Here is a 24,501-nt window from a genome sequence, read left to right on the forward strand (position 1 = left end):
CCGATTGGCTCAAATATAGCGGAAAAGACAGAAGCAGGAGGGTGACAGATGCAGATAAAACCTTTTAAAGTGGAAGAATGGATGAATGCATATGAAATGGAAGCGGTGTACAACATCGCTGAGACTTGTGTGGATTCGCTGACGCTTCGCGAATTGATCTCGTTTTCCGATGAACCGGAACGTTTTTTGCAATCTCTGGTAGATCGCAAACTTACGTACGGCCACATTGAAGGATCGCCGGAATTTCGCGAACTGATCGCCGGTCTTTATCAAACGATGAAACCGGACAATGTATTGGTAACCAATGGTGCGATCGGCGCCAACTTTTTGCTGTTGTATACGTTGGTGAAACCGGGTGATGAGGTCATCTCCGTTCATCCGACTTATCAGCAGATTTACGAGGTTCCGAGGTCGTTTGGAGCGACCGTCAAATTGCTGGAGCTTCGTCCGGAGAACAACTTCTTGCCGGATCTGGACGAGTTGCGTTCACTCGTCACCGAGAAAACGAAGCTGATCTGCATCAACAATCCGAACAATCCATCCGGCTCGTTGATGGAGCGGGAAATGCTCCAGCAGATCGTCGATATCGCCCGTTCTTGCGGAGCGTACCTGTTCTGTGACGAAGTCTATCGCGGACTTCATCAGGAGGAAGATGTGGATGTTCCTTCGATTGCCGATCTGTATGAAAAAGGGATCAGCACAAGCAGCATGTCAAAAGTATTTTCGCTCGCCGGACTGCGTCTTGGATGGATCGCCGCTCCGGAAGATGTGATCAAACAATGTTTTCAGCATCGCGATTACACAACGATCAGCTGCGGCATGCTCGATGACATCCTTGCTTCTCACGCTTTGAGAAACTATGACAAGGTGATGGCGCGCAGCTTGTCCATCGTCCGCACCAACGCAAAGATTTTGGATGAATGGGTGCAGCGGGAGCCGGCGATCAGCTATGTCAAACCGCGGGCCGGCACCACGGCGATGCTGAAATATGATTTTGACATTCCTTCTGAACAATTTTGCATCGATCTGTTCAAGGCAAACGGCGCATTCCTGACTCCGGGCAGCTGTTTTGATCTGGAAGGGTATGTGCGGATCGGCTACGCTTGCGGAACAAAGGTGCTGCAAGATGGCTTGGAAAAAGTATCCGAGTTTTTGCGGACCTTGAAGGAAACGGAGAAATGATAGTCAACGACGGATCGGGTATGTTATGATTTATAAAAATCGACAAAAATTAATATTTATACTTTTGTTGAAAAATAACATCACAAGATTCCGCATGTTTCATAGCGGCTGGTTTGAGGAGGAGCTTTGATGAACGCTTTGATTGATCAAGAGTTGGCCGAGTGGGCGATTGCCCATCGCAGATATTTGCACGAAAATCCGGAATTGTCCGGCCAAGAATATGAAACTTGCCAATATATCCGCAACATTTTGCAACAATTGGATTTGGAAATATTGGACTACCCGGCGCCAAGCGTCGTGGCCTTGCTGAAAGGGACGGAAGGAGCCAAGACGATTGCGCTGCGTGCCGACATCGACGCGCTGCCGATTACGGAAGAGAGCGACAAAAGCTATGTATCCAAACGTCCCGGCGTGATGCACGCTTGCGGCCATGACGGTCACACGGCGATTTTGCTGGCGGTGGCGAAATGGATGTCCGAGCATCGCTCCGAGATCAAACACAATGTCCAATTCATTTTCCAATCGTCGGAAGAGATGCTGCCCAGCGGCGCTGAGAAACTGGTCAAAGAAGGGGTTGTTGATCATGTCGACGCCGTATTTGGCCTTCATCTCTGGCAGGCGATGGAAAAAGGGAAAATTGGTGTTGCACACGGACCGATGATGGCTTCCGCCGACGATTTCCGGATCACGATCGAAGGTAAAGGCGGCCACGGTTCCATGCCGCACGATACCGTCGACCCGATTTATATTGCCGGTCATATTATCACGGCGCTGCAATCGATCATCGGCCGCAGAATCAATCCGCTGCAACCGGCGGTCATTTCTGTCGGAAAAGTGGAAACGGGGACAACCTATAACATCATCCCCAGCCAGGCGTTTATGTGCGGAACGGTGCGGGCGTTTTCCAATGAAATGAGAGATTTCCTCAATCAGGAAATGAAAAAGCTGGTGGAAGGGATCAGTGCAAGCTTTGGGGCGGTCGGGCGCTTTGAATTCGATTACGGCACGCCTGCTGTCGTCAATGACAAGGAAATGAGCCAGTTTGCCGAGCAAGTGATTGCCGATACGTTTGGTGCTGATACCGTAGCGTTTGTTGAACCGGTGATGGGGGGCGAAGATTTTTCACATTATCTCCAGCGGCAACGAGGTGCCTTTATTTTCGTTGGCATGGGTGGCGAAAAGAGCGCGTATCCGCATCATCATCAACGATTCGATATTGATGAAGAGACCATTCCGGATGGGATTGCGCTGTTTATTCAGCTTGTCAAACAGTTTGCTTAGGGGGGGCTTTTGGATGCTGCAAGTATCCTTTCTCGATATTATCAAAGCGCAGAACCGGATTGCTTCCGAAGTGGTGAAAACGCCGTTGATCCGTTCCGAGGCGCTGTCCAGACTGACGGAAGCGGATGTCTGGTTGAAGCTGGAAAGTTTGCAAAAGACGGGTTCGTTCAAAATTCGGGGGGCCTTCAATAAAATTTCTTCCCTGACCACGGAAGAGTTAAGCAAAGGCGTGATTACCGCTTCTGCCGGCAATCACGCGCAAGGCGTGGCGTATGCCTCCTCGCTGATTGGCGTTTCTGCCTTGATCGTCGTTCCGGAAACCGCCCCGGAAACGAAAAAGGCGGGGATCAAAAAATATGGCGCTGAATTGGTTGTGTACGGAGCCAATTACGACGAAGCGGAAGCGCATGCGTACCGACTGGCCGAAGAAACCGGCAGAACGTTTGTCCACGCCTTTGAAGATAACGAGATCATTGCCGGTCAGGGAACGGTTGGGCTGGAAGCTTTGCTGGAAAAGCCGGATTTCGATACGATTCTCGTACCCGCAGGCGGCGGGGGATTAATTTGCGGGATCGCGATTGCCGCCAAAGCGATCAATCCGGACATCAAGGTAATCGGAATTCAAACCCATGCTTCGCCGCCTTGGTACTACTCTTTTCGGGCCGGGAAACTGGTAGATGTAGAATACAGCGATTCGCTGGCCGACGGATTGCATGGCGGGATCACCCAAGGGAATCTCGATTTGGCGATCGGGCTGGTCGATGATTTCATTCTTGTCGAAGAGGCGCACGTCGCCGAGGCAATGGCCTGGATGGCCAAGGAACATCATTATATGGTGGAAGGCTCCGGTGCGGTCGGGATTGCTGCCTTGCTTCAGCACAGCCTGGGCCGGCTGGCCGGGCGTAAAGTACTGACGATTGTCAGCGGCAGCAATGTCGATGCCGGCAAATTGGCCAAATTGATCAAAGAGCACGCCTAAACAAATGGCTTTTTTCGGACAACCGCAACTGGCGGTTGTCCTTTTGCATGTACAGCGATGGTTGTCCTTCGCATTTTGATGCGGTACACTTGTCTTAGAGTATGATGGATGTTTATTGTCCCGGTTCCCTTTTAATTGGGAAAAAGAGGTGAGAAGATGGAATTGCGAAATTTGCGAACATTTCAAACTGTTGCCAACCACTTGAATTTGACCAAGGCGGCAGAACAGCTAGGTTACAGTCAGCCGACCATCACCCTGCAGATCAAAGCATTGGAAAAGGAACTGGGCAAAACGTTGTTTAATCGGGTAGGGAAGCGCACGTTTTTGACACCGACGGGAAAGTTGCTCAAACAACATACAGACAAGCTATTTGCTGTACTCGATGAAATGGAAGAAGACTTGAAAAAGCTGGATAATCCGTTCGGGTCCCTGGTGGTTGCAGCGCCGGAGTTTTTTTGCACAACCTATTTGTCATTGATTTTACGGCTATACGTTCAGGAGCATCCGCAAGTCAAGCTCCAGCTGATCTCATGCAACAGCCAGGAGGCAATCAGACTGATTGCCACCAACAAGGCAGATATCGGCATCATCTCCGGGCAATGTGATGCGCCCAGGCTGGTTTCCGACGTGATCGACCAAGAACAGTTTGTCTTGGTGGCCACACCGGAGCTGATGCAGGGAAGTTCCAAGGAGCAAGTGATGGCGGAATACCCGTTTATTTCTTTTCAACAAGGTTGCAATCTGGACCACTTTATTGGCCATTGCTTGGCGGAAATTGGCTACGAACCGAGAAATGTGATTGAATGCAGTAGTGAAGAAACGATCAAACGGGCGGTACTGAATCATACAGGTGTGGCCATGCTTAGCAAAGCGCTGATTGCGGACGAGATTGCTGCCAGTAAACTGACGGTGCTGCATCAATTCGCCAATACAGCTGATACTACCTTGATTTGCATCAAGGAACGAGCGCAGGAAGCGACGATTCAGACATTTACCAATCTTGTTCATGCTCAATGGACAACCTTGCTGGCGAAGTAAAGCAAAAAGGACAGGAAATCGTTTGCGATCCTGTCCTTTTTTTTGTGTATATGTAGGAGGCATTACACTTCCAGACTTTGCCCCGGCTGCAGCACTTGACCGCGGAGCTGTTTTTCTTCCAGCAATTTGACGAAGCGTTCGGGATCTTGCTGGATGACGGGGAACGTATTGTAGTGAATGGGGAACGTCACGCCTGCTTTGATCCAGCTCGCTGCAACGGCGGCATCTTCGGGGCCCATTGTGAAGTTGTCACCGATTGGCAAGGCGGCGACATCGATCTCGTGCATTTCCCCAATCAGTTTCATATCGCCAAAAAGCGCGGTATCGCCGGCATGGTAGAATGTTTTTCCGCCCATCGTCAGCAAGATGCCGGACGGTTCGCCAGCGTATTTGACGCTGCCATCTTCGAGATCGATACCGGAGCTGTGGAAGGCCAGCGTCAATTTAACCCGTCCAAATTCAAATTGATACGAACCGCCCAAGTTCAAGCCGTGCGTTTTGGCGCCCAGGCTTTGGAAGTGATTGGCCAGTTCCACCATCGCGATGATCGGGCAATCGTTTTGTTTGGCAATTTGCAAAGCATCGCTGATGTGGTCACCGTGACCATGTGTCAGCAAGACAGCGTCGGCTTTCACCTCTTCGGCTTTCAGTGACGCAGATGGATTATGGGTGAGAAACGGGTCAATCACAACAGTTTTTCCGCCAGCTTCAACCAACGTTGTCGCGTGACCCAAAAAGGTAATCTTCATTAAAAACCCACCTTTCAAGTATGAATAACACGCTTTCATTATAGCAAATGTTGGATAAAATATCCTCTCTGAAGCGCATACTCGTGGAGAAGGCGGAAGATGACAAAAGAAATGAACTGCCACTTTACAAACACTTGTTAAAGTAATAAACTTTTGTTGAGGAGGCGAGCGGATGGACAAAGAAAGCCAGATTCTACAATACATTCGGATGAATCCCTTTGTCTCCCAGCAAGAGTTGGCGGATAAAGTCGGGATTTCCCGTTCGGCCGTAGCCGGTTATATCGCCAATCTGACCAAGCGCGGAGAAATCAAGGGTCGCGCCTATATCCTGCGGGATGAATCGACGATTAGCTGTATTGGCGGTGCCAACCTGGACCGAAAAGCGCGAAGCAAGGAGAAAGTTCAACTGCATTCCTCCAATCCGGTGACAATCAGTGAGTCATGCGGCGGGGTCGCGCGAAACATCGCCGAAAATTTGGGCCGGTTAGGCTGTCAAACTGCTCTGTTTACTTGTGTAGGGGACGATCGCGAAGGGAATTGGGTACTTCAGGAAACCCGCAACCATGGCGTCGATGTGAGCCAGTCCTGGATTTTTCCCGCGGAGCGAACCGGCAGTTATACAGCGTTGCTTGATGTTGATGGCGAGATGGTCATCTCGCTGGCCAACATGGATATTTACGACAAGCTGTCGCCAGAATTTGTGGCGGAAAAATGGTCACATATCAAGGCTTCACGTGCGGTGCTGCTTGATACCAACCTGCCGGCGGAAACAATCGCCTATATCGTCAACCGCTGTCGGGAGGAAAGCCTTGCATTATACATTGATCCCGTTTCATCGGCAAAAGCGAAAAAGCTGCCGGCACGCCTCGATGGAGTGGAAGCGATTTTACCCAATCGGGAAGAGGCCGAGTTATTGGCCGACATGCCGATCGGCTCGATGCGCGAATGTGCGGAGGCCTGTCGCAGCATCCGCGCGCGAGGGGTGAAAAATGTCATTGTCACTCTGGGCGAGGAGGGCATTTTTTATGACGGCGAAGCCGGAACAGGCCAATTGCAGCCATTTCGCACCGAGATCGTTGATGTGACCGGTGCCGGCGATGCTTTTGCCGCAGGCTTCCTGTTCGGGATTTGTTCCGGCGAAGCCTTTGTCAAAGCTTGCCAGTTGGGATTGGCGGCATCAGCCCTCACTTTGCAAACGGAAAGTTCGGTATCAGCCAAATTACAGCCGGAACAGCTATATGCGATGGTCGGCCATGAATGAAAAGGAGAGAAGACAATGAAACAATATTTGAGTTTTAGCGAAGAAGTGGAACAAGCGATCAAAAAAAATCAACCGATTGTAGCTCTGGAGACAACGATCATTTCGCATGGAATGCCGTACCCGCAAAATGTGCAAATGGCGAAAGAAGTGGAACAAATTATTCGCGACAACGGCGCTGTTCCGGCGACGATTGGCCTGATGGGAGGCAGAATCAAGATTGGTTTGAGCGAGAGCGAACTGGAGGAGTTTGCGACCAATAAAGCGGTTGAAAAAGTAAGCCGTCGCGATTTTCCGTACATCCTGGCCAGCGGCAAAATCGGAGCCACTACGGTAGCGGGTACAATGATCGCTGCCCAATTGGCCGGCATCAAAATATTTGCCACCGGCGGGATCGGCGGCGTGCATCGCGAAGGGGAAATTACCTGGGATGTATCGGCAGACCTTACGGAATTGGCTCAAACCAATGTAGCGGTCGTTTGCGCTGGAGCAAAATCGATTCTCGATATTGGCCGGACGCTGGAATATTTGGAGACGCAGGGAGTACCGGTTATCGGTTACAAATGCAGCGAGTTTCCTTCGTTCTATTCGCGGGAAAGCGGCTATTCGGTCGATTTTCGCCTCGATACGCCGGAAGAAACAGCAGCCGTGCTCGACACCAAATGGAAGCTTGGCCTGAATGGCGGCGCAATCATTGCGAATCCGGTTCCGGAAGCGGATGCGATGAACTTTGCTGAGATCGAGCAGGTTATCTTGCAAGCGCTGGAGGAAGCGAAACAAAACCGGATTACCGGCAAACAAGTAACCCCATTCATCTTGGACAAGGTTAAACAATTGACAGGGGGCAAAAGTTTGCAAACCAACATCGCTTTGGTCAAGCATAACGCTGAGGTCGCGGCGAAGATTGCCGTTGCCCTGCAAGCGAAGGCCAATTAATGCAAGGGAAGGGAAGCGGTCGGTTTTAGTGCCTTGCCGCTTCGTAGCTTCGTTGCGTACAAAAGAGCAAGGCCACGGCTTGCAGAAGCACCCTTGGCTACAAACGAAAACCATCCACCGATCATTTGGTGGATGGTTTTATTTTTGTTTTGCGGCAACCGTTACGCTTCATCCGCCGCTTCTTTGCCCAACAACATCGCCATATGCGCCAATGTATTGGCTTGCTGATTTTGCAAGAAATTCAAAGCTTGGCTGAAATAGGTAATATCATGTTCAAAGGTGCGCGCAAACGATTGTATCATGGCCGCCGCTTCATCCGGCGTTAAGGTTTGCTGGTGGCCTGCCAAGCCGACGAGATGAAACTTGACCAGGCTGTAATGCAATACAAGTACGCAAAATTCATCAAGGAAGCTGCGGTTATGAAAGAACGGGAACAGTTCAGCAAAAACGTAATTCACCAAGTAATTTTCCAAAATGTATCCATGGTCGTTGCAAAAAGGAACGAAGTTGGCGTGATAGGCTTGCAGGTAGCGTTCCGGCTGATTGCCGATGGCGCTTTTGATTTGCGCAAATTTCTCCAAATAGCGTTTGTTTTTTACATGAGCGGCAACATATTGGTCAATCAGCGAGTGGAGCAGGGTAAAAGCCCATTCGTTGCCTGGATTGGCTTGCAAGACAGGCATTTCGCCGCTCAGGAGCCGCTGCTGGTGACTCGCGATGAGTTGCGGTATGGCGGAGTAGTCCTCCTGTTCGGCCAATTCATCCAGGTCGGAGAGGAACATGCCCAACAGGACTAGCCGACTGTCCAAATCGCAGGCGCGATACTGCAGCAGGCTGATAATAAACTCGCGTATCGAATCGGCGGATAGCCGGTAATGGTCGTCTTCAAACAACTTGTCAAGCGCTGGATCGGCTGGAACGGTTTCCAGTTCGGTAAACGAGATCCCCTCCGGATTTAACAAGGCCAGGCGCGCGACTTCCGGGCAAGAGGGAGAACCGGCCAGTTGGTATTGATCGTAGAGCAGGCCTTGTGTTCGGGGATAGCTGGCGCATGTTCGCGACAAATAGCCTGGCCCCATCTGCAATTGGATCGAGCACAATTTTTCCTTGCTCAAAAAAGGGCAAAAGCCATCCTCATTCATGCGGATGGTCGCGTAATCGGAAAATGTCGTTTCGTACTTGTTGCGATGAATATGCTGGGTAAGTAGTCTTCGTTGTTTTTTGTCGGGGAGCTGCTTATATTTGGCAAACGTTTTTTTATCGATACTCACTGACCAACCGGAACAGCAGGTTTCTTCGCAAGCAGAGCCAAGACACTCAAATTGGAGCATGTAGCTTGCTGCAAGACCTGTTTTTTTCATAGAAGTTTCTCCTTTGGTGTTCTGTATTTCCGCCATTATACCATTGCCAGCGTCTTTTGCTTGCATCTTTCCATAATCTTTTTATACAATAGAACAAACGTTCTCATATGGGTGGTGAAAGCATGCTGCGGCAATTGCAACGTTATCTGATGGAAAATCGGCCGGTGGAAGTGATTTATTTGGATCGGCAAGGACAAACAAGCAAGCGGCGATTGCGGTTGCATTCGGTCGACAAAGGATATGTGAAGGCTTACTGTTACAGCCGCCGCGCTTATCGCCTGTTCGCGTTGGACCGGATTTTGGCGATTGCTCCGGTCAGCAGACATGCCTAGTCGGCTTGCGGATGGAAAAAGACCTCAAGGCGTTCTTCCGCCAGTTGATAATCGCCTTTAATCTGAAAAAGCAAAAACAGATGGCTGGTCGGATGGATCGCCAAACGAGCCGCGTGGTACAGGACCGGCTTTTGGTTCGCCAGGAGGATCATGATTTCCGAAGTTGGCGGAGTGACCGTTTTCATCCGAAGCAGTTGGTTAAGATAGCCTAACAGTTTTCGAATGACATTGATATTGTCTTCATTTGGCAGTTTCTCCATCTCATTGATTACCTGCTTGATTTCCCGTTTTTTTTCCTGCAAAGAAGCAGCGCTGATTTTTGTCATCGCGGATTCCCCTCTCTCCTTCATTCGTTGAATATATACCCTGTCCGTAGACTGCTGAAACATGTTTTTTCTGCCCGTTTTCATATAACAGGCATTGTGGTAAGATTATTCCATCTTTTTGCCTGGTTGTTTGAAAGGATGAGCAAGAACCCCGCTGCGCGGTTCGGGAAGCGCAAGCAGGCAAGTTGGCGCCGGAGCGATTCCAAAGTTATCAGAAGCTGCAACGGGAATTCGCTTTTTTGGCGCGTAAAGAAGATGTGAGGTTGCAGTTGGCGGAAAAGCAAAAATGGAAGAGACTGAACCAGTCTATGCGAAAACGAACAAAGCGATAGACAAATATACCCTCTATTTTTAACTTGTCGAAACAGCAACAATGTGATAGATTTACTATCAATATTAGTTGAATAAATACTCGTATAATCATGGGAATATGGCCCATAAGTCTCTACCGGATGACCGTAAATCGTTCGACTACGAGTGGAAGCACATCTAGGGTTCCGTTCTCCTGTTTACCAGTGAGAAGACAGGACCGAGCGATGTGGGCACAATGGCCTTTGGCTGTGTTACACCTGAGGGAAAAAAGCCCAGCAGGACAGGTTTCACTTGGAGCAGCGTGGATGAACCACGTCGATCAGTGAACTTGTCCGCTGGGCTTCTTTTTGTTATTCATCGGCGACATGAGGTCGCTTTGTTTCAACCGGCCGTGTTTGTCGGGAAAAGAGGGGGAGAACATGAAAACATTGCAGGAACGGATTCAACAGGATGGGGAAGTGTTATCGAGCCAGGTCTTGAAAGTAGACGCTTTTCTCAATCATCAGGTCGATCCTGTATTGACCATGGACATTGGACAAGCGTTTGCTCAGCGCTTTCAAGGCGAAACAATTACAAAAGTGCTGACGATCGAAGCCAGCGGGATTCACTTTGCGATGGCAACGGCGCTGGCGTTGCGGGTACCGTTCGTTTATGCGAAGAAGAAAAAAGCTGTTACACAAGAAGCCGTCTATTCGGTGCCTGTGCACTCCTTTACCCGTCAGGAGACGTATCAGATCAGCGTTTCTCAAAAATATTTGTCGCCTGATGACCAGATCTTGATTGTCGATGATTTTTTGGCAACAGGCGCCGCGCTGCTCGGACTTGTCGAATTGATTCAGCAAGCCGGGGCCCGTCTCGTAGGTGTTGGAGCTGTGATTGAAAAAAGCTTCCAGCCGGGACGTTCATTGCTCGAACAAGCCGGGGTCAGGGTCGAATCGTTGGCAAGAATTGCCGAAATGTCACCGGGACAGATCACATTTATCGAAGAAGCAGAAGAAACCGTGAAGGAGAAGGTAACCAGTTATGTTAAGTAAGAAAAAGGTTGTTGTCCTTGGCTTTCAACATGTCTTGGCCATGTACGCGGGTGCGGTGGCGGTGCCATTGATTATTGGCGGAGCGCTTCATCTGACTCCTGCACAAATGGCCTATTTGATCTCCGCCGACTTGTTCACTTGCGGCATTGCCACCCTCTTGCAGGTAATTGGCACGCGCTTTTTGGGGATACGCATGCCGGTCGTGCTCGGTTGCACCTATACTGCCGTCGGGCCGATCATTGCCATCTCGCTTGGCTCGAATATTATGACTGCTTATGGGGCCATTATTCTTTCCGGATTATTCGTTTTGCTGGCGGCTCCGCTATTCGGAAAGCTGCTGCGGTTTTTCCCGACAGTCGTCACCGGATCGGTCGTGACGATCATTGGCTTGTCGTTGATCCCGGTTGCCATGAACAATGCGGCGGGCGGTACCGGCAGTCCTGATTTTGGTCAACCGCGCAATTTGTTGTTGGCGCTGATTACTCTGGTGGCGATCCTGCTGATCAATCGTTTGTCCACTGGCTTTCTCCGCGCGATCTCGGTGTTGCTGGGGTTGATCATCGGGACGGCGGTTGCCTCTCTGTTCGGCCTCGTTCGATTTGATACGGTAGCGGAGTCATCATGGGTCAGCATTGTCCATCCGTTTTATTTCGGGATGCCGCAATTTAATTTGGTTGCGATCATCACGATGATTATTGTCAACATCATCAGTATGGTCGAATCAAGCGGTGTTTACTTTGCCATCAGCAAAGTGACGGAGCAAAAGCTGGAATCGGCCGATATTGTCAAAGGATTGCGGGCCGAAGGGGTCGCGATCATGCTAGGCGGTTTGTTCAATGCTTTTCCATATACAGCTTTTTCGCAAAATGTCGGGCTGGTTTCACTCACCCGCGTGAAAACGCGCGATGTGATGATCGCAGCAGGCGGAATTTTGGTTGTGCTTGGTCTGCTGCCGAAACTGGCGGCATTGACGACGGTCATTCCTACTCCTGTATTGGGCGGAGCCATGATTGCCATGTTTGGAATGGTAGTCGCTTCCGGGATCAACATACTGTCAAACGTTGACTTGCATCAACAGGAAAATTTGCTGATCGCCGCATGCAGCATAGCTGTCGGCTTGGGTTCGGCGGCGGTTCCGCAGATGTTTGACCAAATGCCGAGTGTGGCAAAAATGCTGATGCAAAGCGGGATCGTTACGGGTTCCGTCACTGCGGTTGTCCTCAACCTGTTCCTGACTCATCGCAAACAGGCCAAGCAGGCCAAAATGGAGCCGATAGCGGAAATGTAAAGATTGTCGCGAGTTGCTTACAGTCTCTCACACAACGAGAGGCTGTTTTTTTGTGGGTGGAAAGGGTAAGAATAAGGTGGCCAAATCAACATAAGGTTATGAATTATTGGCCACTTCTTACCGAGAGAGGGGGGAAGCTTGCTGGTTAGTGGATATTCTTCTTCTTGAACTGACCGCCGCGAACATCGTGGATATTGCCAATGGCGAGGAATGCCGCAGGATCAGTTTCTTCCACAATGGATTTCAACTTCGCTTCTTCCAGACGGGTAATTACGCAAAAGATGACTTTCTTCTCATCGCCTGTATAGCCGCCTTCGCCATTCAACAAGGTAATGCCCCGGCCAAGACGGGCAACAATCGCGTCGCCAACCACTTGGTGCTTGTCGCTGATAATCCAGACCGCTTTCGATTGTTCGATCCCTTCAATCGTCAGATCGATCATTTTAAAAGCGATATAATAGGCGATTAACGAATACATCGCATGATCCCAGCCAAACACAAACCCGGCGCTGCTCAGGATAAACACATTGACGAACATGACGGTTTCGCCGACGGAAAAAGGCAATTTTTTATTGAACAAAATCGCCAAAATCTCTGTGCCATCCAACGATCCCCCAAAACGGATGACCATCCCGACGCCGATTCCCAAAATAATTCCGCCAAAAACAGCGGCGAGCAGCGGGTCATCGGTCAGACCGGGCACAGGTGTCAGCAAACTGGTGCCGATGGACATGATCAATACGCCGAATAAAGTGGAGATGGCAAACGTTTTCCCGATTTGCTTGTAGCCCATGATCAAAAACGGCAGATTGAGAAACAGAAGAAATAAACCTAACGGCCAGTTGGTCACATGTGATAGGATGATGGAAATACCGGTAATTCCACCGTCGATGATATGATTGGGAACAAGGAAGATTTCCAGCGCCACCGCAACCAAAGCCGCACCGATAAAAATAAAGATCGAGCGCTTCAGCAGTTGGGCGGCCGGCAGTTTGCGGTGCACCATTTTTTCAAGTTCTGTCAATGATATTCCTCCCCACGTAGTTTTCTCTAAATATAATTATAAACTAATTTCCGGCGACATGCCGAATCAGGAGGCAAATATATCGAAAAAACGACACATTTGCCGAAACAGTAGAAATACATTCTCGAGGAGGACGATAGAATGAAGCGGGTTCGTTTGCGTGAGCTGGGTTATACTGCGGGCAAATATTCGACCGGCTCGCAAAATAGTATTACTGATGTAAATGGAGTGAAAGTAGGGCATGTCACCTTGCAAAAAGACCTGCAATCTTCCGCTGCCGTCAGAACGGGAGTGACCGCTGTATTGCCGCATGGCGGAAACTTGTTTCAGGAAAAGGTGCTGGGGGCAGCCCATGTCATCAACGGGTTTGGCAAAACAACCGGGCTGGTACAACTGGAGGAGCTGGGCTTGATTGAGAGCCCGATTTTATTGACAAACACCTTGTCCGTTCCGGCCGCACAGCAGGGAGCGATCGCTTACATGCTAAAGAACAATCCCGAACTCGGCGGCGCACACGGCACAGTGAACGTGATTGTCGGAGAATGCAACGACGGTTATCTCAATGATATACGCGGCATGCATGTCACCCCCGAACATGCGATCGAGGCCATCGAGCGGGCGAACGCAGAACAAGTGGAGGAGGGGGCGGTTGGAGCAGGTACCGGCATGTCGTGTCTCGGGTACAAGGGAGGGATCGGCAGCAGCTCGCGCATTGTTATGTTTGAGCAACGTCTGTTTACGGTAGGCGCTTTGGTTGTCAGCAATTTTGGCAGAGCAGCAGACTGGCAGCCCGGCGGATGGATACAGCGCAACGATTGTGCGGCCGTATATTCAGACGATCCGGCGCAGCTGCCGGATGGCTCGATTATGATCGTTTTGGCTACCGATGCGCCTCTTAATGAACGACAGTTGAAAAGACTGGCCAAACGGGCGGCATTTGGCTTGGCCAGAGCGGGCAGTTATGCCGCACATGGCAGCGGTGATATTGCCATCGCCTTTTCGACCGCGCAACGGTTTCCGCATCTTTCAGCGGAGGCGTTTGTCTCATCTGTCCGCTTGCAGGAAGGAAGCGAATTGCTGAACCATCTGTTTGCGATGGCGGCGGAAGCGGTCCATGAATCGATTCTCAATTCACTTTGCAAGGCGGATGGGATGCATGGCCACAACGGACATTATCGTGCGGCTTTTCCGTATGAATCGTTAAACGATTGGCTATAGTTGAACGATAATGTGGCGAGTGGGTGAAATTGCCTGTTGTCAAAATGAGATAATTGGTATATCATTAATTGTGTCGTTAACAAACGACAACAACTTACTTCAAATTAACTTAGGATTCTCCTCTTGACATATTTCCAATCATTATGGTATATTAATTTTCGCCGTAGTGATTACGGCGAAAATTTTCTTTTTGATTTGTTGCGACGGGAAGTGGCTCAGCTTGGTAGAGCGCTTGGTTCGGGACCAAGAGGTCGCAGGTTCAAATCCTGTCTTCCCGACCATCTTAATGATTTGCCGGTATGGCGGAATTGGCAGACGCGCGCGACTCAAAATCGTGAGGGAAACCGTGGGGGTTCAAGTCCCTCTACCGGCACCATATTGATGACAAACAAACCATTCGGTCAACTGGCCGGGTGGTTTTTTTATGCATTGCCGATCTGGTCCTGAATTTTTTGGAATAGATTGAACAAAGCTGAGAGGTATGTTACATTCGGCATGGTAGAGAAGCAATGTGGAGGGATGAAGGTGCAAACAGATCAACTGGCCCATCCAGCTAGCAGTGCGGGGCTGGACGCCAAGCTGGAGCAGATCGCCGCGGCCATGCAGGCAGCAGGTGATCAGGACAATACGCAGAAAACGAAGCAGTTGGCCGAAAAAGCGAAAAAGGCCGAGATCAGCATTGCTTTTTGCGGACATTTTTCTGCGGGAAAATCGACCATGATCAATACCTTGTTAGGCAAGGATTTATTGCCGTCCAATCCGATTCCGACCAGCGCGAACGTGGTGAAAATACGGGGCGGAGAGAAAGCGGTCCAGGTCCATACTCGACATCACGGTGTACTGACATTTGACCCTGACACGGACATGGAGCAAGTAAAGCAGTATGCGATTGATGGAGATACGGTGGAGTGGGTGGAAATCGCTTATCCGGGAACGTTCCTCGACGAACGGTCAAGCCTGTTGGATACACCGGGAATCGATTCGACCGACGCTGCTCACAAAATTGCTACGGAATCGGCGCTTCATCTGGCTGATGCCGTTATTTATATGATGGATTACAACCATGTTCAGGCGGAGGAAAACTTTAATTTTACAAAAACGTTAAAAGACCGGGGCAAGCCTGTCTATCTGGTCATTAATATGATCGACAAGCACCTTGATTTTGAGCTTGATTTTGACAGTTACAAAGAAAGTGTGCAAGATGCTTTTGCCACATGGAATATTCAGCCGGACGGCATCTTTTACACATCGCTGGCAGAACCGGATCATCCGGAAAACCAGTATGAGGATTTTCGCCGGAAACTGCAGTCTTTGCTGGAACAGCGCGAGGTTTTGTTAGCCGACAGCTTGACTCATTCGGCGGAATACTTGATTGAACAGCATGTTCGATTTTTGCAAAAGCAAAACGCAGAAAAACGCCAGCAATTGGAAAGCAATCTGGAGCAGGAAATTTCCGGTCTGGAACCGACAGATGCCGCACAGGTCGCTTTGGCCAAACAAGAGATGGAGACAGCGCTGGCGGCAGAAACGGAACGATTCAAAACAGCAAAAGATTCAATGGAACAACAGCTAAGCTCTTTGCTGGAAAATGCAAGGCTGACCTATTACAGCACGAATGAAGCGGCGGAACAGTATTTGGAAAGCCGCAAGCCGGGCTTCAAAGTCGGACTGCTGTTTGCAGCGAAGAAAACCGAAGAGGAACGGGCTCGACGCCTGGAAGCATTGCTGCGCGATTTTCGGGAGAAGGTGTCAGCCAACCTCGATTTCCATTTCAAAGATTTGCTCGGCAAGTTTCCCCAGCAGTACGGAATTCGCGACGAAGCTTACCATGCCGAGGTGCATGAGGCGAAAGTGGAGATCACCGGCGAGTTTTTGGCAGCCCAGGTGAAAGAGGGGGCGGGCACGCGAGAATATGTCATGAACTATTGCGCTGATATCGCCAAGGCTGTCAAGCAGGAATATCGGCGGTTGGGATTGGCTTTGATTGACAAGCTGTTGGCTCGATTGGAAGCGCAGTTTGCGGCCGAACACGGGAAACGGGAAGAACGCTTGCAAGCGCTTGACAAGTTGGCCGAAACCCACCGGCAGTTGGCGCTGCTTGAACAGACCGAGCAACAGGCAGGCAGCAGGCTGCTGGCGATATTGCGAGAGGGAGCGTAAGGAATGAACCAGCTGAAAGAGAAATTAATGGAAACAGCACAACGACTGCGTCAGGCGAGTCAGGAGATCGAGGCAGTTCCCGGCTTGCAATCGCAAAGCAAGGCGATGGTGGAGAGGGCGCAGCGTCTGGAATCGAATTTGTTTACGGTGGCTTTGTTTGGGGCGTTCAGTGCCGGAAAATCTTCGTTTGCCAACGCCTTGATGGGAGATTTGATTTTGCCGGTTTCACCCAATCCGACAACGGCCGCGATCAATAAAATCATGCCGCCGACCGATGCTTATCCGCATGGCACCGTGCGCGTCGTCGTAAAAAGCCAGGCGGCGATTGAAAGCGATGTCTTGCGTTCGTTGGAGGTATTCCAGATCCACGCAAGCGATTTGCAAAGCGGATTGGCCAAGCTTGCCTCCATCGAGGTAGCGGAAATTGCGCCGAACGCCAAGCCGCATTACACTTTCCTGAAAGCGGTCGCCAAAGGGCTGCCGGAGATGTCCGCTCATCTTGGCGGTGAGCTGATCGTTGATATGCAAGCATTTAAAGGCTTTGTGGCCAAAGAGGAAAAAGCGTGCTTTGCCGAGTTTATCGAATTGTACTACCAGTGCCCGCTCACCGACCAGGGAATCGTATTGGTTGATACGCCAGGAGCGGATTCGATCAATGCCCGCCATACCGGTGTGGCATTTGAATATATGAAAAATGCCGATGCTGTCCTGTTTGTGACTTACTACAACCATGCCTTTTCCCAGGCAGATCGTGAGTTCCTGCTGCAGATGGGGCGGGTCAAGGATACGTTTGAACTGGACAAAATGTTTTTCGTGGTCAATGCCGCCGATTTGGCCGCTTCCCAGGAAGAGTTGGACGGCGTATTGGCGCATGTGGAGAAAAATTTACTCAACTGTGGAATTCGCAATCCCCGTATGTACCCCATTTCCAGCCAGACGGCTCTCCTGGGACGGATGCACGAAGCGGGAAAATTAGCCGGTTCCGCGGAAAAGCTATATCGGCAGCGCATGGGCACACCGGACGGACAACCATTGGCTGCTTCTGAACAGGCGCTGCAACAATCGGGGATGAGCCGCTTCGAACACGATTTTTTCCGTTTTACTTTGGAAGAACTGACGCAAATCGCGATAGATGCGGCTTACACGGAGATCAAGCGGACCGATCGCATGCTGCAAGAGATGATCGTCCTGGCGGAAGCGGGCGAAACGGAGCGGCAGGAACGGAAGGACCGCGCCATCGCCCAGAAACAGGCCGCTCTTCAGGCGATCCAAAAGCTCAGCGTTGCTTCGGAACAGCTTGATCTGGACAAGGAGCGGGAAGAATTGCTGTATTATGTAAGACAGCGGTTGTTCTTCCGTTTTAACGAGCTGTTCACACTTGCTTTCAACCCGGCCGTGCTGAAGGACGACGGTCGCAATTTGCGCCAGACGCTGAAAACTTGTCTGGAAGAACTGCTTCGCTCGATCAGTTTCGATTTGGCCCAGGAACTGCGGGCAACCACATTGCGTCTGGAAAAAGTGCTGAACCGGTTTGGACAGGGGATCATCCAACGCTGTTCGCAAGCGATTGCCGAGCATGCAGCTGGTTTGAGCCTGGCTGCCTATCAGCCGCGGCAGATTGAAACGCCGGCCTTTGCGGAGGAGCTGCCAGTCGGCCCCGACGACCTGCAGGCTGTGCTACATCTGTTCAAAAACCCGCGGGATTTCTTTGAACAAAACGGAAAGACGGCGATGCGCGATGAACTGGAAAAACGTCTGCAAGAGCCAGTCAGCAGCTATTTGGCCAACCAAGGGGAAAAGCTGGCGGAACAGACTGCCCGCGTGTTTGCCGAGTTGGTTGAAACAGAGCGGGAGCATGTTGCCCAGCAAGTAGAGGAATATTTCACCGGCGTATTCGCTGCCTTGGACATGCAGCTCGACCTTGGGTTGATCCGGGAAAAACAGCAAACGATCAGCCGACTGCTGGCCTAACCAAAAAGACCGATCCACTCAAAGCGGCATGATCGGAAAACCCCGCTTTTCAGGGACAGAAGATATATTTTGTAAAAAAACGGCCGTTCTCCTCGCCGCGACTTTGCCAGTCGCCCGGCTTGGGAGAAACGGCCGTTTTTGCCGCTTCACACGTTTGTCTGCACTCGTTCTAATCGCTGTCTGTCACTTGAATTTGCTTCGAGCGTCTTTGGGAAATCAGCTCTTGAATCCCCAGCTTGACGACTTCCCCATCAAGATGACCGACAGGTGCCAAATTTAATAAATCCAGCACCAGGATGATGCGATAAATCTCGCCGAAGGAAAGGTTGAAAAGCTGGTTGGGGAGGGGGGGCAGACCAAATATCAGCCAACCGAAACACAAGCCCACTGAATAATTGAAACCGACGCCGCTCAAGGCGATAAAAATCAGCTTTCTGCTTGTGATCTTTGGATCATTTGCATCCCATTCGACCATGCCGCCGAGCCAAAAGGATCGCAAGGACAGTTTGTTGATCCGCAGCATTTCCCAGCCCGAACCGATATTGATCCGGTGGATGCGCCCCTTGCAGAATATGATCGCTAAGGCATGCCCCATTTCGTGCATCGTTACGGAAAATAAGCCAACGATTCCCCACTTCATCAGGGATTGCATGCATACCAGCAGCCCCTCCAAGAGGTTATTCATCAACCAGCCTCCCCCTGCCTTTCCTGACCTTCGTCCGCCTGCAAGCGATTGTGTCTATTTGCAGCAAGCTTGTTCTATAGTTCAGCATTCCCCGGAACGAATTCGAAAATACCGATTGGACAGATTTTTTTCAAAATTTGCCTTATAGAAAGCAGTGGGAAAATAAAAACACAGGCTGTCAAACAGCCTGCGCTCAGTTTGGATTGATAACGATTGGTTAATTGACTTCGATCTGGCCGGATTGATTGAGGAACACGTTAAATTCCTTCACGATGGTCGGTTGGACATCCGGATTGGACAAGTCATGCTTGAGCACCTGAAAAGTACCGTCAGCGGTCAATTTGCCGGTAAACTCCAGGCCAAGCAAATCGGATCGGTAAAAGCTGAAGTTTGCCAGCTCCGTATTTTTCAGTTCTTCGGTCAACAGATGGCCGTCACCGGAGAACATCGCCTGACGCAAACTTTCCGATGCTTCATATTTTTGTTGCAAGTAACTTTGCAGTTGTTGGGCAATCTCCGAATTGGCAATCTCTTTGCCGGTTTCGACCACCTGTTTTCCTGTTTCCAACACTTGCTGGCCGGTTTGAATGACTTGTTGCGCCTGCTCCACTCCTTGCTGTACGTCATTGCAACCGGTTAGCAGCAGAATGGGCAATGCAATGAACATGATCGAACGCTTCATTTATCTTTCCCCTTTCTGGATCAATAGGCTGATTTCAGCGAATGGAAACAGCGGAATTATTTTATTGTAACGTATCTCCATTAAACGTGCATCCGCATATGATACAGAAACGCTGTTCATTGTTTAAGGAGGTACAAAAGCATGCAAGGTAAAGTAAAGTGGTTTAACAAGGAAAAAGGTTACGGTTTTATCGAACGTGAGGATGGCCCCGATATCTTTGTTCATTATACGGCAATTTCCGGTACCGGGTATCGGAATTTGGAAGAAGGCGAAACTGTCGTATTCGAAGTCGTTAATGGTCAAAAAGGCTTGCAGGCGGCAAATGTCGTCCGGCAGGCTTAAACATAAACGGGTTGTTCGAACAGGAAAAGCTCAATCGGGTGTGGAAACAGCGCACCGATTGAGCTTTTTTATTGTGACTGTTCAAAATATGGATTTACTAGAAATATTAATAATTGGAAGAATCAGTTAATATTCTGTATACAACACTTCGCTCAGACTTGTGCAGCCAGGGAGAAAACGATTGCTATGTGTTGAAATGGGGGCAGTCAAGGATGATTGATATGCATGTTCATCTGGAAGAGGGGCCATATTCGCTGGATTGGTTGAAACGGACGGCAGAGGCGATGTTATCCTTTGCCTCGCCGGAAAGTCCCGGTTTATCCCGAGCCTGGCTTGGTGAAGTTTGCAAAATGCTGCAACAGCGAACGGAAAGCGAGACGTATTCAGCAGACTGGCTCGGATTGTATTTGCAGCGGGCAAAACAGTTGGGGCTGCAAGAGGTAGGCATCGTGGAACATCTCTATCGCTTTCGGTCTTACAAAAGCTACTACACACAACATTTGCACCTTGCGGAAGATCCATTGGGAAGCTTACAGCGCCAGTGGTTGGACCATACATGCATCGTGCCGTCTCTCGATGATTATGTGTCTTTCATCTTGGAGCAAAAACAGCGCTGGGCAGCGGAGGGCATCTGCCTGAAAGTGGGCATTGAGTTGGATTATTGGCCGGGATGCGAAACGGTGTTAAGCCCGATTGTCATGGACTATCCTTGGGATTTCACCATGGGTGCCGTTCACTTTTTACGCGGATGGCGTTTTGCCGAACCGGTCAACAAAAGCCCGTTTCGCGAGATCGATATTACCCCGCTGTACGCGGAAATGTTTCATTTGTTGGAGCAGGCGATCTCGTCCGGATTGTTTGATCTGATTGCCCACCCGGATCATTTGAAAGTGTTGGGAAACCGCCCGACAGAAACGGCCTTGCTCCCTTATTACCAACGAATTGCCCGATTGCTGCGGCAATTTGATGTAGCCACGGAGATCAATACGCGCTTGTTTTATCGCTCTGCTCTTTCCGAAATGTCCCCGAGTGAATGCTTCCTGGGAATACTGGCCCAACACCAGGTTCCGATCACCACTTCCTCCGATGCGCACTATTCCGATGAGATCGGACAGGATTTGCTGACTGCAAGACAAATGCTGAAAAAAGTCGGCTACCGCGAACTTGTCAGCTTTGATCGCCGCAAACGCCGCTGCATGAAAATAGAGGCGGCCTCGACCCAAGAACATTTCAGGAGCGATCTGTGCCAGGGGTAACTTGTCCCGGACAACCGCAAAAAATTATCGTGCTATCGCGCTTTGGACTGGGTATCCGGCCTAAGGCGCTTTTTTATACGGTGCATAAGCTGTTTGTGGAAATAAGAAAGAGAGGGAGTCTATGGCGAAACCGACGATCGGAATCGTAACATCACGAACGGGAAAGCGTTTTTCCGAACAGCTTTACCTCCGGCGGCTGGTCAGGGAAGGACAGGAGTTGGGCATGAATATCTTCCTATTCGCTCCCCGGGACGTTTCCCTGAAGCGCAGGATAGTGAACGGATATGTGCCCCTGGCGACAAGGGGCTGGAAGAGGCAAATTTTCCCTTGGCCGGATCTGGTCATTGATCGCTATCGCTATTACCCGCTGCCGGAGCATAATGCGTATCTCTCTTTTCGTAAAAAACCGCTGTTTCCTTACACCAGCAGCCGATTCTCCAACAAGTGGAACGTTTATCAAGTTTTGTCGCAGGATGAACAGATGCAGGCTTATTTGCCCGAATCGGTAGCCTACACCCATGATCAGATGGAGCAGATGCTCGCCAGTTATCCCATGCTTTATATCAAACCAACCAATGGCACAGGCGGCCGCAGTATTTTGCAGGTGGAACAAAAAGAAGACGGTTTTCTGCTGAAAGGCCGAGATCGTGACCGCAACATCGCCCTGGCCTTTCTCGACACGCTCGAGGAACTGTATGCATGGGTAGATGGCTGGGTAAACGAACAGCGAAGAGGAAGCGAAGGTTTTTTTATTCAACAGGGATTGTATCTGGAATTGCTGCCGGAGCAAAGAGTCGATCTTCGCGTGCTGATTCAAAAAGATCACAAGGGAGATTGGGATATTACCGGCATGGCGGCCAGGGTTGGCCGGACCGACAGTTCCACTTCCAATTTGCACGGCGGAGGAAAGGCAATGGAAGCCGTGGCGGTATTGGCCAAATACTTTGGGCCGGTGAAGGCTGACCGGATTTTGGCCGATTGCCGCAGATTGGCTTATCGCGCGGTCTATAAGGTGGAGCAGCATTACGGACAAATGATGGAGTTTGGCATAGATGTCGGCGTCGATATTGAAGGAAACGTCTGGCTTATCGAAATGAATCCCAAGCCGGGGCGGGAAATCTTCCGGCAATTGGGACAAATGAAACGGTATCAGCTGGCCATCCGTCGCCCCTTATTATATGCGCTATACTTGTTGCAGTTGAATAAAGCCGAGAAAGACCTCCTGGGTTAACTGCCCAGGAGGTTGTGCTTTTTTGCGCAACCGGAATAATGAAGCAAGGGGATGAATACTCATCAATAGACTCTTTTTCAGCACGGTAGAAGACTCGATAAATTTCAGAAAAAACACAATTTTGCCCTTTTTCTTAAGAGAGCTGCTATGGTATACTTCTAGGCAACGTTGGATAAACCAGCAAAAGAGATTTCAAAATATTTTGCGAAATAAAGATGGAGTGGATTATATTGAGTAAAAAGATTTGCTTGTATGATACCACCTTGCGCGATGGTACCCAAGCTGAGGGGATCAGTTTGTCGGTCGAGGATAAAGTCAAGATTGCGGCAAGACTCGATCAATTTGGCATTGATTGGATCGAAGGAGGCTGGCCCGGCAGCAACCCAAAAGATATGGCCTTTTTTGAAAAAATGAAGGAGTTTCCGCTGAAACAGGCGAAAATTGCCGCTTTCGGCAGCACGTGCAGACCAGGGGTTGCGGCAGAGGTCGACAGCAACCTGCAAGCAATCCTGGACAGCGGCGCCGCGGTGGCCACGATCTTCGGGAAATCGTGGGATTTGCATGTGCTTGAAGCGCTCAAGACGTCGTTGGAAGAAAATTTGCGCATGGTCCGCGATTCGATCAGCTACTTAAAGCAGCACCAACGCACCGTTATCTTCGATGCCGAGCACTTTTTTGACGGCTTCAAACAGAACGCCGATTATGCCGTCAGCGTTTTGAAGGCGGCGGAGGAGGCCGGTGCAGACTGGATCGTTCTCTGTGATACCAACGGGGGAAGCCTGCCGCATGAGGTTTACCAAATTGTGCAGACCGTGCGGCAACAGATCGCGACTCCGCTTGGTATCCATAGCCATAATGACGGGGAACTGGGCGTAGCCAATGCGTTGGCTGCTGTTCAGGCCGGTGCGGAGCAGGTCCAAGGGACGATCAATGGCATCGGTGAACGGTGCGGAAACGCCAACCTGATTTCTGTGGTGGCCAATTTGCAGCTGAAAATGGGATATTCCTGTGTGGCGGAAGAGCAGTTGCAGCAATTGACCAAATTATCTCGTTACGTGGCGGAAATCGCCAACATGGCCACTCCGAACAATCAGCCGTTTGTCGGCAACAGCGCTTTTGCCCATAAAGGCGGCATCCATGTCAGCGCGGTGCTGAAAGACCCACAGACGTACGAACACATCGCTCCTGAACAGGTAGGCAATCGTCGCCGGGTGCTTGTTTCTGAATTGGCGGGGCAAAGCAATCTTTTGGCCAAGTCGGAAGAACTGCAAATCTCTTTTGACGGAAACAAGCAAGAAGCCCGCGAAATGATTCAACAGATCAAGGAGCGGGAATTCCAAGGCTACCAATACGAGGGGGCGGAAGCGTCGCTCTCCTTGCTTCTGCTGGAATCTTCGGGCAAGCTGAACCCGTTGTTTTCGCTGGATTCCTTCAAGATTCTGATGGAAAAGACGGCCGAACATGCCATACTTTCGGAGGCGACGGTCAAAGTGCGAGTCAACGGCCAAATCATGCATACGGCTGCAGAAGGAAACGGACCGGTCAATGCTTTGGACAATGCCTTGCGGAAAGCGCTTGAGGGCGTATTCCCTGTCTTGTCGCAAATGCATCTGACCGACTATAAGGTGCGTGTGCTGGATGAAAGTGAGGCAACGGCGGCAAAAGTGCGAGTTTTAATCGAGTCGATGCGCAACGGTGAAAAGTGGAGTACCGTTGGTGTCTCCACCAATGTGATCGAGGCAAGCTGGGAAGCACTGGTCGACAGTATCCGCTATTTGTTGTGGAAAGAAGGCTGTACCCCGCAGGAGCTGGAAGAACAAACGGAACAGCGCGTCGGGATCGTGAACCACTAAGCT

At 50.3% G+C, this 24,501-nt stretch carries 22 protein-coding genes, 2 tRNA genes and 1 riboswitch; of the genes, 18 read left to right on the forward strand and 6 right to left on the reverse strand.

Features of this window, described 5'->3' with window-relative positions; all coding sequences use genetic code 11:
- Nucleotides 1-48: 48 nt before the first annotated feature.
- The 4 genes from JOD01_RS11340 (at nucleotide 49) to JOD01_RS11355 (ending at nucleotide 4,480) form a co-directional block, all read left to right on the forward strand.
- A complete protein-coding gene (locus JOD01_RS11340; RefSeq protein WP_204518447.1) occupies nucleotides 49-1,182 on the forward strand; it encodes an aminotransferase in 1,134 nt (377 codons plus the stop codon).
- A 129-nt stretch (nucleotides 1,183-1,311) separates the two neighbouring features.
- Nucleotides 1,312-2,463, forward strand: coding sequence for a M20 metallopeptidase family protein (locus tag JOD01_RS11345; RefSeq protein WP_204518448.1), 1,152 nt, complete (start codon nucleotides 1,312-1,314; stop codon nucleotides 2,461-2,463).
- Between the two features lie 13 nt (nucleotides 2,464-2,476).
- A complete protein-coding gene (locus JOD01_RS11350) occupies nucleotides 2,477-3,442 on the forward strand; it encodes a threonine ammonia-lyase (RefSeq protein WP_204518449.1) in 966 nt (321 codons plus the stop codon).
- Nucleotides 3,443-3,598: 156 nt separating this feature from the next.
- Nucleotides 3,599-4,480 carry a LysR family transcriptional regulator gene (locus JOD01_RS11355; protein WP_204518450.1) on the forward strand — a complete coding sequence of 294 codons (882 nt, stop codon included), beginning with the start codon at nucleotides 3,599-3,601 and terminating at the stop codon, nucleotides 4,478-4,480.
- Between the two features lie 62 nt (nucleotides 4,481-4,542).
- On the opposite strand, the gene JOD01_RS11360 is transcribed toward JOD01_RS11355, so the two are convergent.
- A complete protein-coding gene (locus JOD01_RS11360) occupies nucleotides 4,543-5,229 on the reverse strand; it encodes a metal-dependent hydrolase (protein ID WP_204518451.1) in 687 nt (228 codons plus the stop codon).
- A gap of 172 nt (nucleotides 5,230-5,401) precedes the next feature.
- Here JOD01_RS11360 and JOD01_RS11365 point away from each other — a divergent pair, with 172 nt between their 5' ends.
- A complete protein-coding gene (locus JOD01_RS11365) occupies nucleotides 5,402-6,490 on the forward strand; it encodes a carbohydrate kinase (protein ID WP_204518452.1) in 1,089 nt (362 codons plus the stop codon).
- A gap of 15 nt (nucleotides 6,491-6,505) precedes the next feature.
- Nucleotides 6,506-7,423, forward strand: a complete 918-nt coding sequence (locus JOD01_RS11370) for a pseudouridine-5'-phosphate glycosidase (RefSeq protein ID WP_204518453.1) — start codon at nucleotides 6,506-6,508, stop codon at nucleotides 7,421-7,423.
- 161 nt (nucleotides 7,424-7,584) lie between these two features.
- Here the strand turns inward: JOD01_RS11370 and fliB are convergent, their stop codons facing one another.
- Nucleotides 7,585-8,784, reverse strand: a complete 1,200-nt coding sequence (gene fliB / locus JOD01_RS11375) for a flagellin lysine-N-methylase (protein ID WP_204518454.1) — start codon at nucleotides 8,782-8,784, stop codon at nucleotides 7,585-7,587.
- A gap of 122 nt (nucleotides 8,785-8,906) precedes the next feature.
- Here fliB and JOD01_RS11380 point away from each other — a divergent pair, with 122 nt between their 5' ends.
- Nucleotides 8,907-9,116, forward strand: coding sequence for a WYL domain-containing protein (locus tag JOD01_RS11380; RefSeq protein ID WP_204518455.1), 210 nt, complete (start codon nucleotides 8,907-8,909; stop codon nucleotides 9,114-9,116).
- On the opposite strand, the gene JOD01_RS11385 is transcribed toward JOD01_RS11380, so the two are convergent.
- Complete coding sequence (locus tag JOD01_RS11385) at nucleotides 9,113-9,442, reverse strand: hypothetical protein (RefSeq protein ID WP_204518456.1); 330 nt, start codon at nucleotides 9,440-9,442, stop codon at nucleotides 9,113-9,115. The genes JOD01_RS11380 and JOD01_RS11385 overlap by 4 nt on opposite strands.
- A gap of 392 nt (nucleotides 9,443-9,834) precedes the next feature.
- Nucleotides 9,835-9,936, forward strand: a riboswitch (purine riboswitch).
- Between the two features lie 237 nt (nucleotides 9,937-10,173).
- Here JOD01_RS11385 and JOD01_RS11390 point away from each other — a divergent pair.
- Entirely contained in the window at nucleotides 10,174-10,788 is a 615-nt protein-coding gene (locus JOD01_RS11390; RefSeq protein WP_204518457.1) for a xanthine phosphoribosyltransferase, read from the forward strand.
- Complete coding sequence (locus JOD01_RS11395) at nucleotides 10,778-12,076, forward strand: nucleobase:cation symporter-2 family protein (RefSeq protein WP_204518458.1); 1,299 nt, start codon at nucleotides 10,778-10,780, stop codon at nucleotides 12,074-12,076. The genes JOD01_RS11390 and JOD01_RS11395 overlap by 11 nt, the downstream gene beginning before the upstream one ends.
- Nucleotides 12,077-12,221: 145 nt before the next feature.
- Here the strand turns inward: JOD01_RS11395 and JOD01_RS11400 are convergent, their stop codons facing one another.
- Nucleotides 12,222-13,082 (reverse strand): YitT family protein, encoded by an 861-nt coding sequence (locus JOD01_RS11400; protein ID WP_204518582.1) that lies wholly within the window; start codon nucleotides 13,080-13,082, stop codon nucleotides 12,222-12,224.
- Between the two features lie 159 nt (nucleotides 13,083-13,241).
- Between JOD01_RS11400 and JOD01_RS11405 the strand changes: the two genes are divergently transcribed.
- The 5 genes from JOD01_RS11405 to JOD01_RS11425 all read left to right on the forward strand — a co-directional run bounded on the left by JOD01_RS11405 (nucleotide 13,242) and on the right by JOD01_RS11425 (nucleotide 18,449).
- A complete protein-coding gene (locus JOD01_RS11405; RefSeq protein WP_204518459.1) occupies nucleotides 13,242-14,318 on the forward strand; it encodes a P1 family peptidase in 1,077 nt (358 codons plus the stop codon).
- A 204-nt stretch (nucleotides 14,319-14,522) separates the two neighbouring features.
- Nucleotides 14,523-14,599, forward strand: a tRNA-Pro gene (locus JOD01_RS11410).
- 12 nt (nucleotides 14,600-14,611) lie between these two features.
- A tRNA-Leu gene (locus tag JOD01_RS11415) sits at nucleotides 14,612-14,694 on the forward strand.
- Between the two features lie 143 nt (nucleotides 14,695-14,837).
- The gene (locus JOD01_RS11420) at nucleotides 14,838-16,478 is read left to right on the forward strand and encodes a dynamin family protein (protein ID WP_239565403.1); all 1,641 of its coding nucleotides are present in this window, start codon (nucleotides 14,838-14,840) and stop codon (nucleotides 16,476-16,478) included.
- A gap of 3 nt (nucleotides 16,479-16,481) precedes the next feature.
- Nucleotides 16,482-18,449, forward strand: coding sequence for a dynamin family protein (locus JOD01_RS11425; RefSeq protein ID WP_204518461.1), 1,968 nt, complete (start codon nucleotides 16,482-16,484; stop codon nucleotides 18,447-18,449).
- Nucleotides 18,450-18,618: 169 nt separating this feature from the next.
- Here JOD01_RS11425 and JOD01_RS11430 read toward each other — a convergent pair whose 3' ends face one another.
- Nucleotides 18,619-19,134, reverse strand: coding sequence for a M50 family metallopeptidase (locus JOD01_RS11430; protein ID WP_204518462.1), 516 nt, complete (start codon nucleotides 19,132-19,134; stop codon nucleotides 18,619-18,621).
- Between the two features lie 217 nt (nucleotides 19,135-19,351).
- On the reverse strand, nucleotides 19,352-19,816 hold the full coding sequence (locus JOD01_RS11435) for a hypothetical protein (protein ID WP_204518463.1): 465 nt from the start codon (nucleotides 19,814-19,816) through the stop codon (nucleotides 19,352-19,354).
- Between the two features lie 141 nt (nucleotides 19,817-19,957).
- On the opposite strand from JOD01_RS11435, the gene JOD01_RS11440 reads away from it, so the two are divergent.
- The 4 genes from JOD01_RS11440 (at nucleotide 19,958) to cimA (ending at nucleotide 24,498) form a co-directional block, all read left to right on the forward strand.
- A complete protein-coding gene (locus JOD01_RS11440; protein WP_204518464.1) occupies nucleotides 19,958-20,158 on the forward strand; it encodes a cold-shock protein in 201 nt (66 codons plus the stop codon).
- A gap of 212 nt (nucleotides 20,159-20,370) precedes the next feature.
- Nucleotides 20,371-21,414, forward strand: a complete 1,044-nt coding sequence (locus JOD01_RS11445) for a PHP domain-containing protein (protein ID WP_204518465.1) — start codon at nucleotides 20,371-20,373, stop codon at nucleotides 21,412-21,414.
- 121 nt (nucleotides 21,415-21,535) lie between these two features.
- Entirely contained in the window at nucleotides 21,536-22,645 is a 1,110-nt protein-coding gene (locus tag JOD01_RS11450; protein WP_204518466.1) for a YheC/YheD family endospore coat-associated protein, read from the forward strand.
- 215 nt (nucleotides 22,646-22,860) lie between these two features.
- Nucleotides 22,861-24,498: a citramalate synthase gene (cimA, locus tag JOD01_RS11455; RefSeq protein ID WP_420829084.1), complete on the forward strand. Its 1,638-nt coding sequence runs from the start codon at nucleotides 22,861-22,863 to the stop codon at nucleotides 24,496-24,498.
- Nucleotides 24,499-24,501: the final 3 nt, after the last annotated feature.

It is taken from the genome of Brevibacillus fulvus (assembly GCF_016908525.1).
Taxonomy (GTDB): domain Bacteria; phylum Bacillota; class Bacilli; order Brevibacillales; family Brevibacillaceae; genus Brevibacillus_G; species Brevibacillus_G fulvus.

Coding starts and splice junctions, on each gene's coding strand:
- JOD01_RS11340 (WP_204518447.1), top strand. CDS start 49: ATGCAGATAAAACCTTTTAAAGTGGAAGAATGGATGAATGCATATGAA.
- JOD01_RS11345 (WP_204518448.1), top strand. CDS start 1,312: ATGAACGCTTTGATTGATCAAGAGTTGGCCGAGTGGGCGATTGCCCAT.
- JOD01_RS11350 (WP_204518449.1), top strand. CDS start 2,477: ATGCTGCAAGTATCCTTTCTCGATATTATCAAAGCGCAGAACCGGATT.
- JOD01_RS11355 (WP_204518450.1), top strand. CDS start 3,599: ATGGAATTGCGAAATTTGCGAACATTTCAAACTGTTGCCAACCACTTG.
- JOD01_RS11360 (WP_204518451.1), bottom strand. CDS start 5,229: ATGAAGATTACCTTTTTGGGTCACGCGACAACGTTGGTTGAAGCTGGC.
- JOD01_RS11365 (WP_204518452.1), top strand. CDS start 5,402: ATGGACAAAGAAAGCCAGATTCTACAATACATTCGGATGAATCCCTTT.
- JOD01_RS11370 (WP_204518453.1), top strand. CDS start 6,506: ATGAAACAATATTTGAGTTTTAGCGAAGAAGTGGAACAAGCGATCAAA.
- fliB (WP_204518454.1), bottom strand. CDS start 8,784: ATGAAAAAAACAGGTCTTGCAGCAAGCTACATGCTCCAATTTGAGTGT.
- JOD01_RS11380 (WP_204518455.1), top strand. CDS start 8,907: ATGCTGCGGCAATTGCAACGTTATCTGATGGAAAATCGGCCGGTGGAA.
- JOD01_RS11385 (WP_204518456.1), bottom strand. CDS start 9,442: ATGACAAAAATCAGCGCTGCTTCTTTGCAGGAAAAAAAACGGGAAATC.
- JOD01_RS11390 (WP_204518457.1), top strand. CDS start 10,174: ATGAAAACATTGCAGGAACGGATTCAACAGGATGGGGAAGTGTTATCG.
- JOD01_RS11395 (WP_204518458.1), top strand. CDS start 10,778: ATGTTAAGTAAGAAAAAGGTTGTTGTCCTTGGCTTTCAACATGTCTTG.
- JOD01_RS11400 (WP_204518582.1), bottom strand. CDS start 13,082: ATGGTGCACCGCAAACTGCCGGCCGCCCAACTGCTGAAGCGCTCGATC.
- JOD01_RS11405 (WP_204518459.1), top strand. CDS start 13,242: ATGAAGCGGGTTCGTTTGCGTGAGCTGGGTTATACTGCGGGCAAATAT.
- JOD01_RS11420 (WP_239565403.1), top strand. CDS start 14,838: ATGAAGGTGCAAACAGATCAACTGGCCCATCCAGCTAGCAGTGCGGGG.
- JOD01_RS11425 (WP_204518461.1), top strand. CDS start 16,482: ATGAACCAGCTGAAAGAGAAATTAATGGAAACAGCACAACGACTGCGT.
- JOD01_RS11430 (WP_204518462.1), bottom strand. CDS start 19,134: ATGAATAACCTCTTGGAGGGGCTGCTGGTATGCATGCAATCCCTGATG.
- JOD01_RS11435 (WP_204518463.1), bottom strand. CDS start 19,816: ATGAAGCGTTCGATCATGTTCATTGCATTGCCCATTCTGCTGCTAACC.
- JOD01_RS11440 (WP_204518464.1), top strand. CDS start 19,958: ATGCAAGGTAAAGTAAAGTGGTTTAACAAGGAAAAAGGTTACGGTTTT.
- JOD01_RS11445 (WP_204518465.1), top strand. CDS start 20,371: ATGATTGATATGCATGTTCATCTGGAAGAGGGGCCATATTCGCTGGAT.
- JOD01_RS11450 (WP_204518466.1), top strand. CDS start 21,536: ATGGCGAAACCGACGATCGGAATCGTAACATCACGAACGGGAAAGCGT.
- cimA (WP_420829084.1), top strand. CDS start 22,861: ATGGAGTGGATTATATTGAGTAAAAAGATTTGCTTGTATGATACCACC.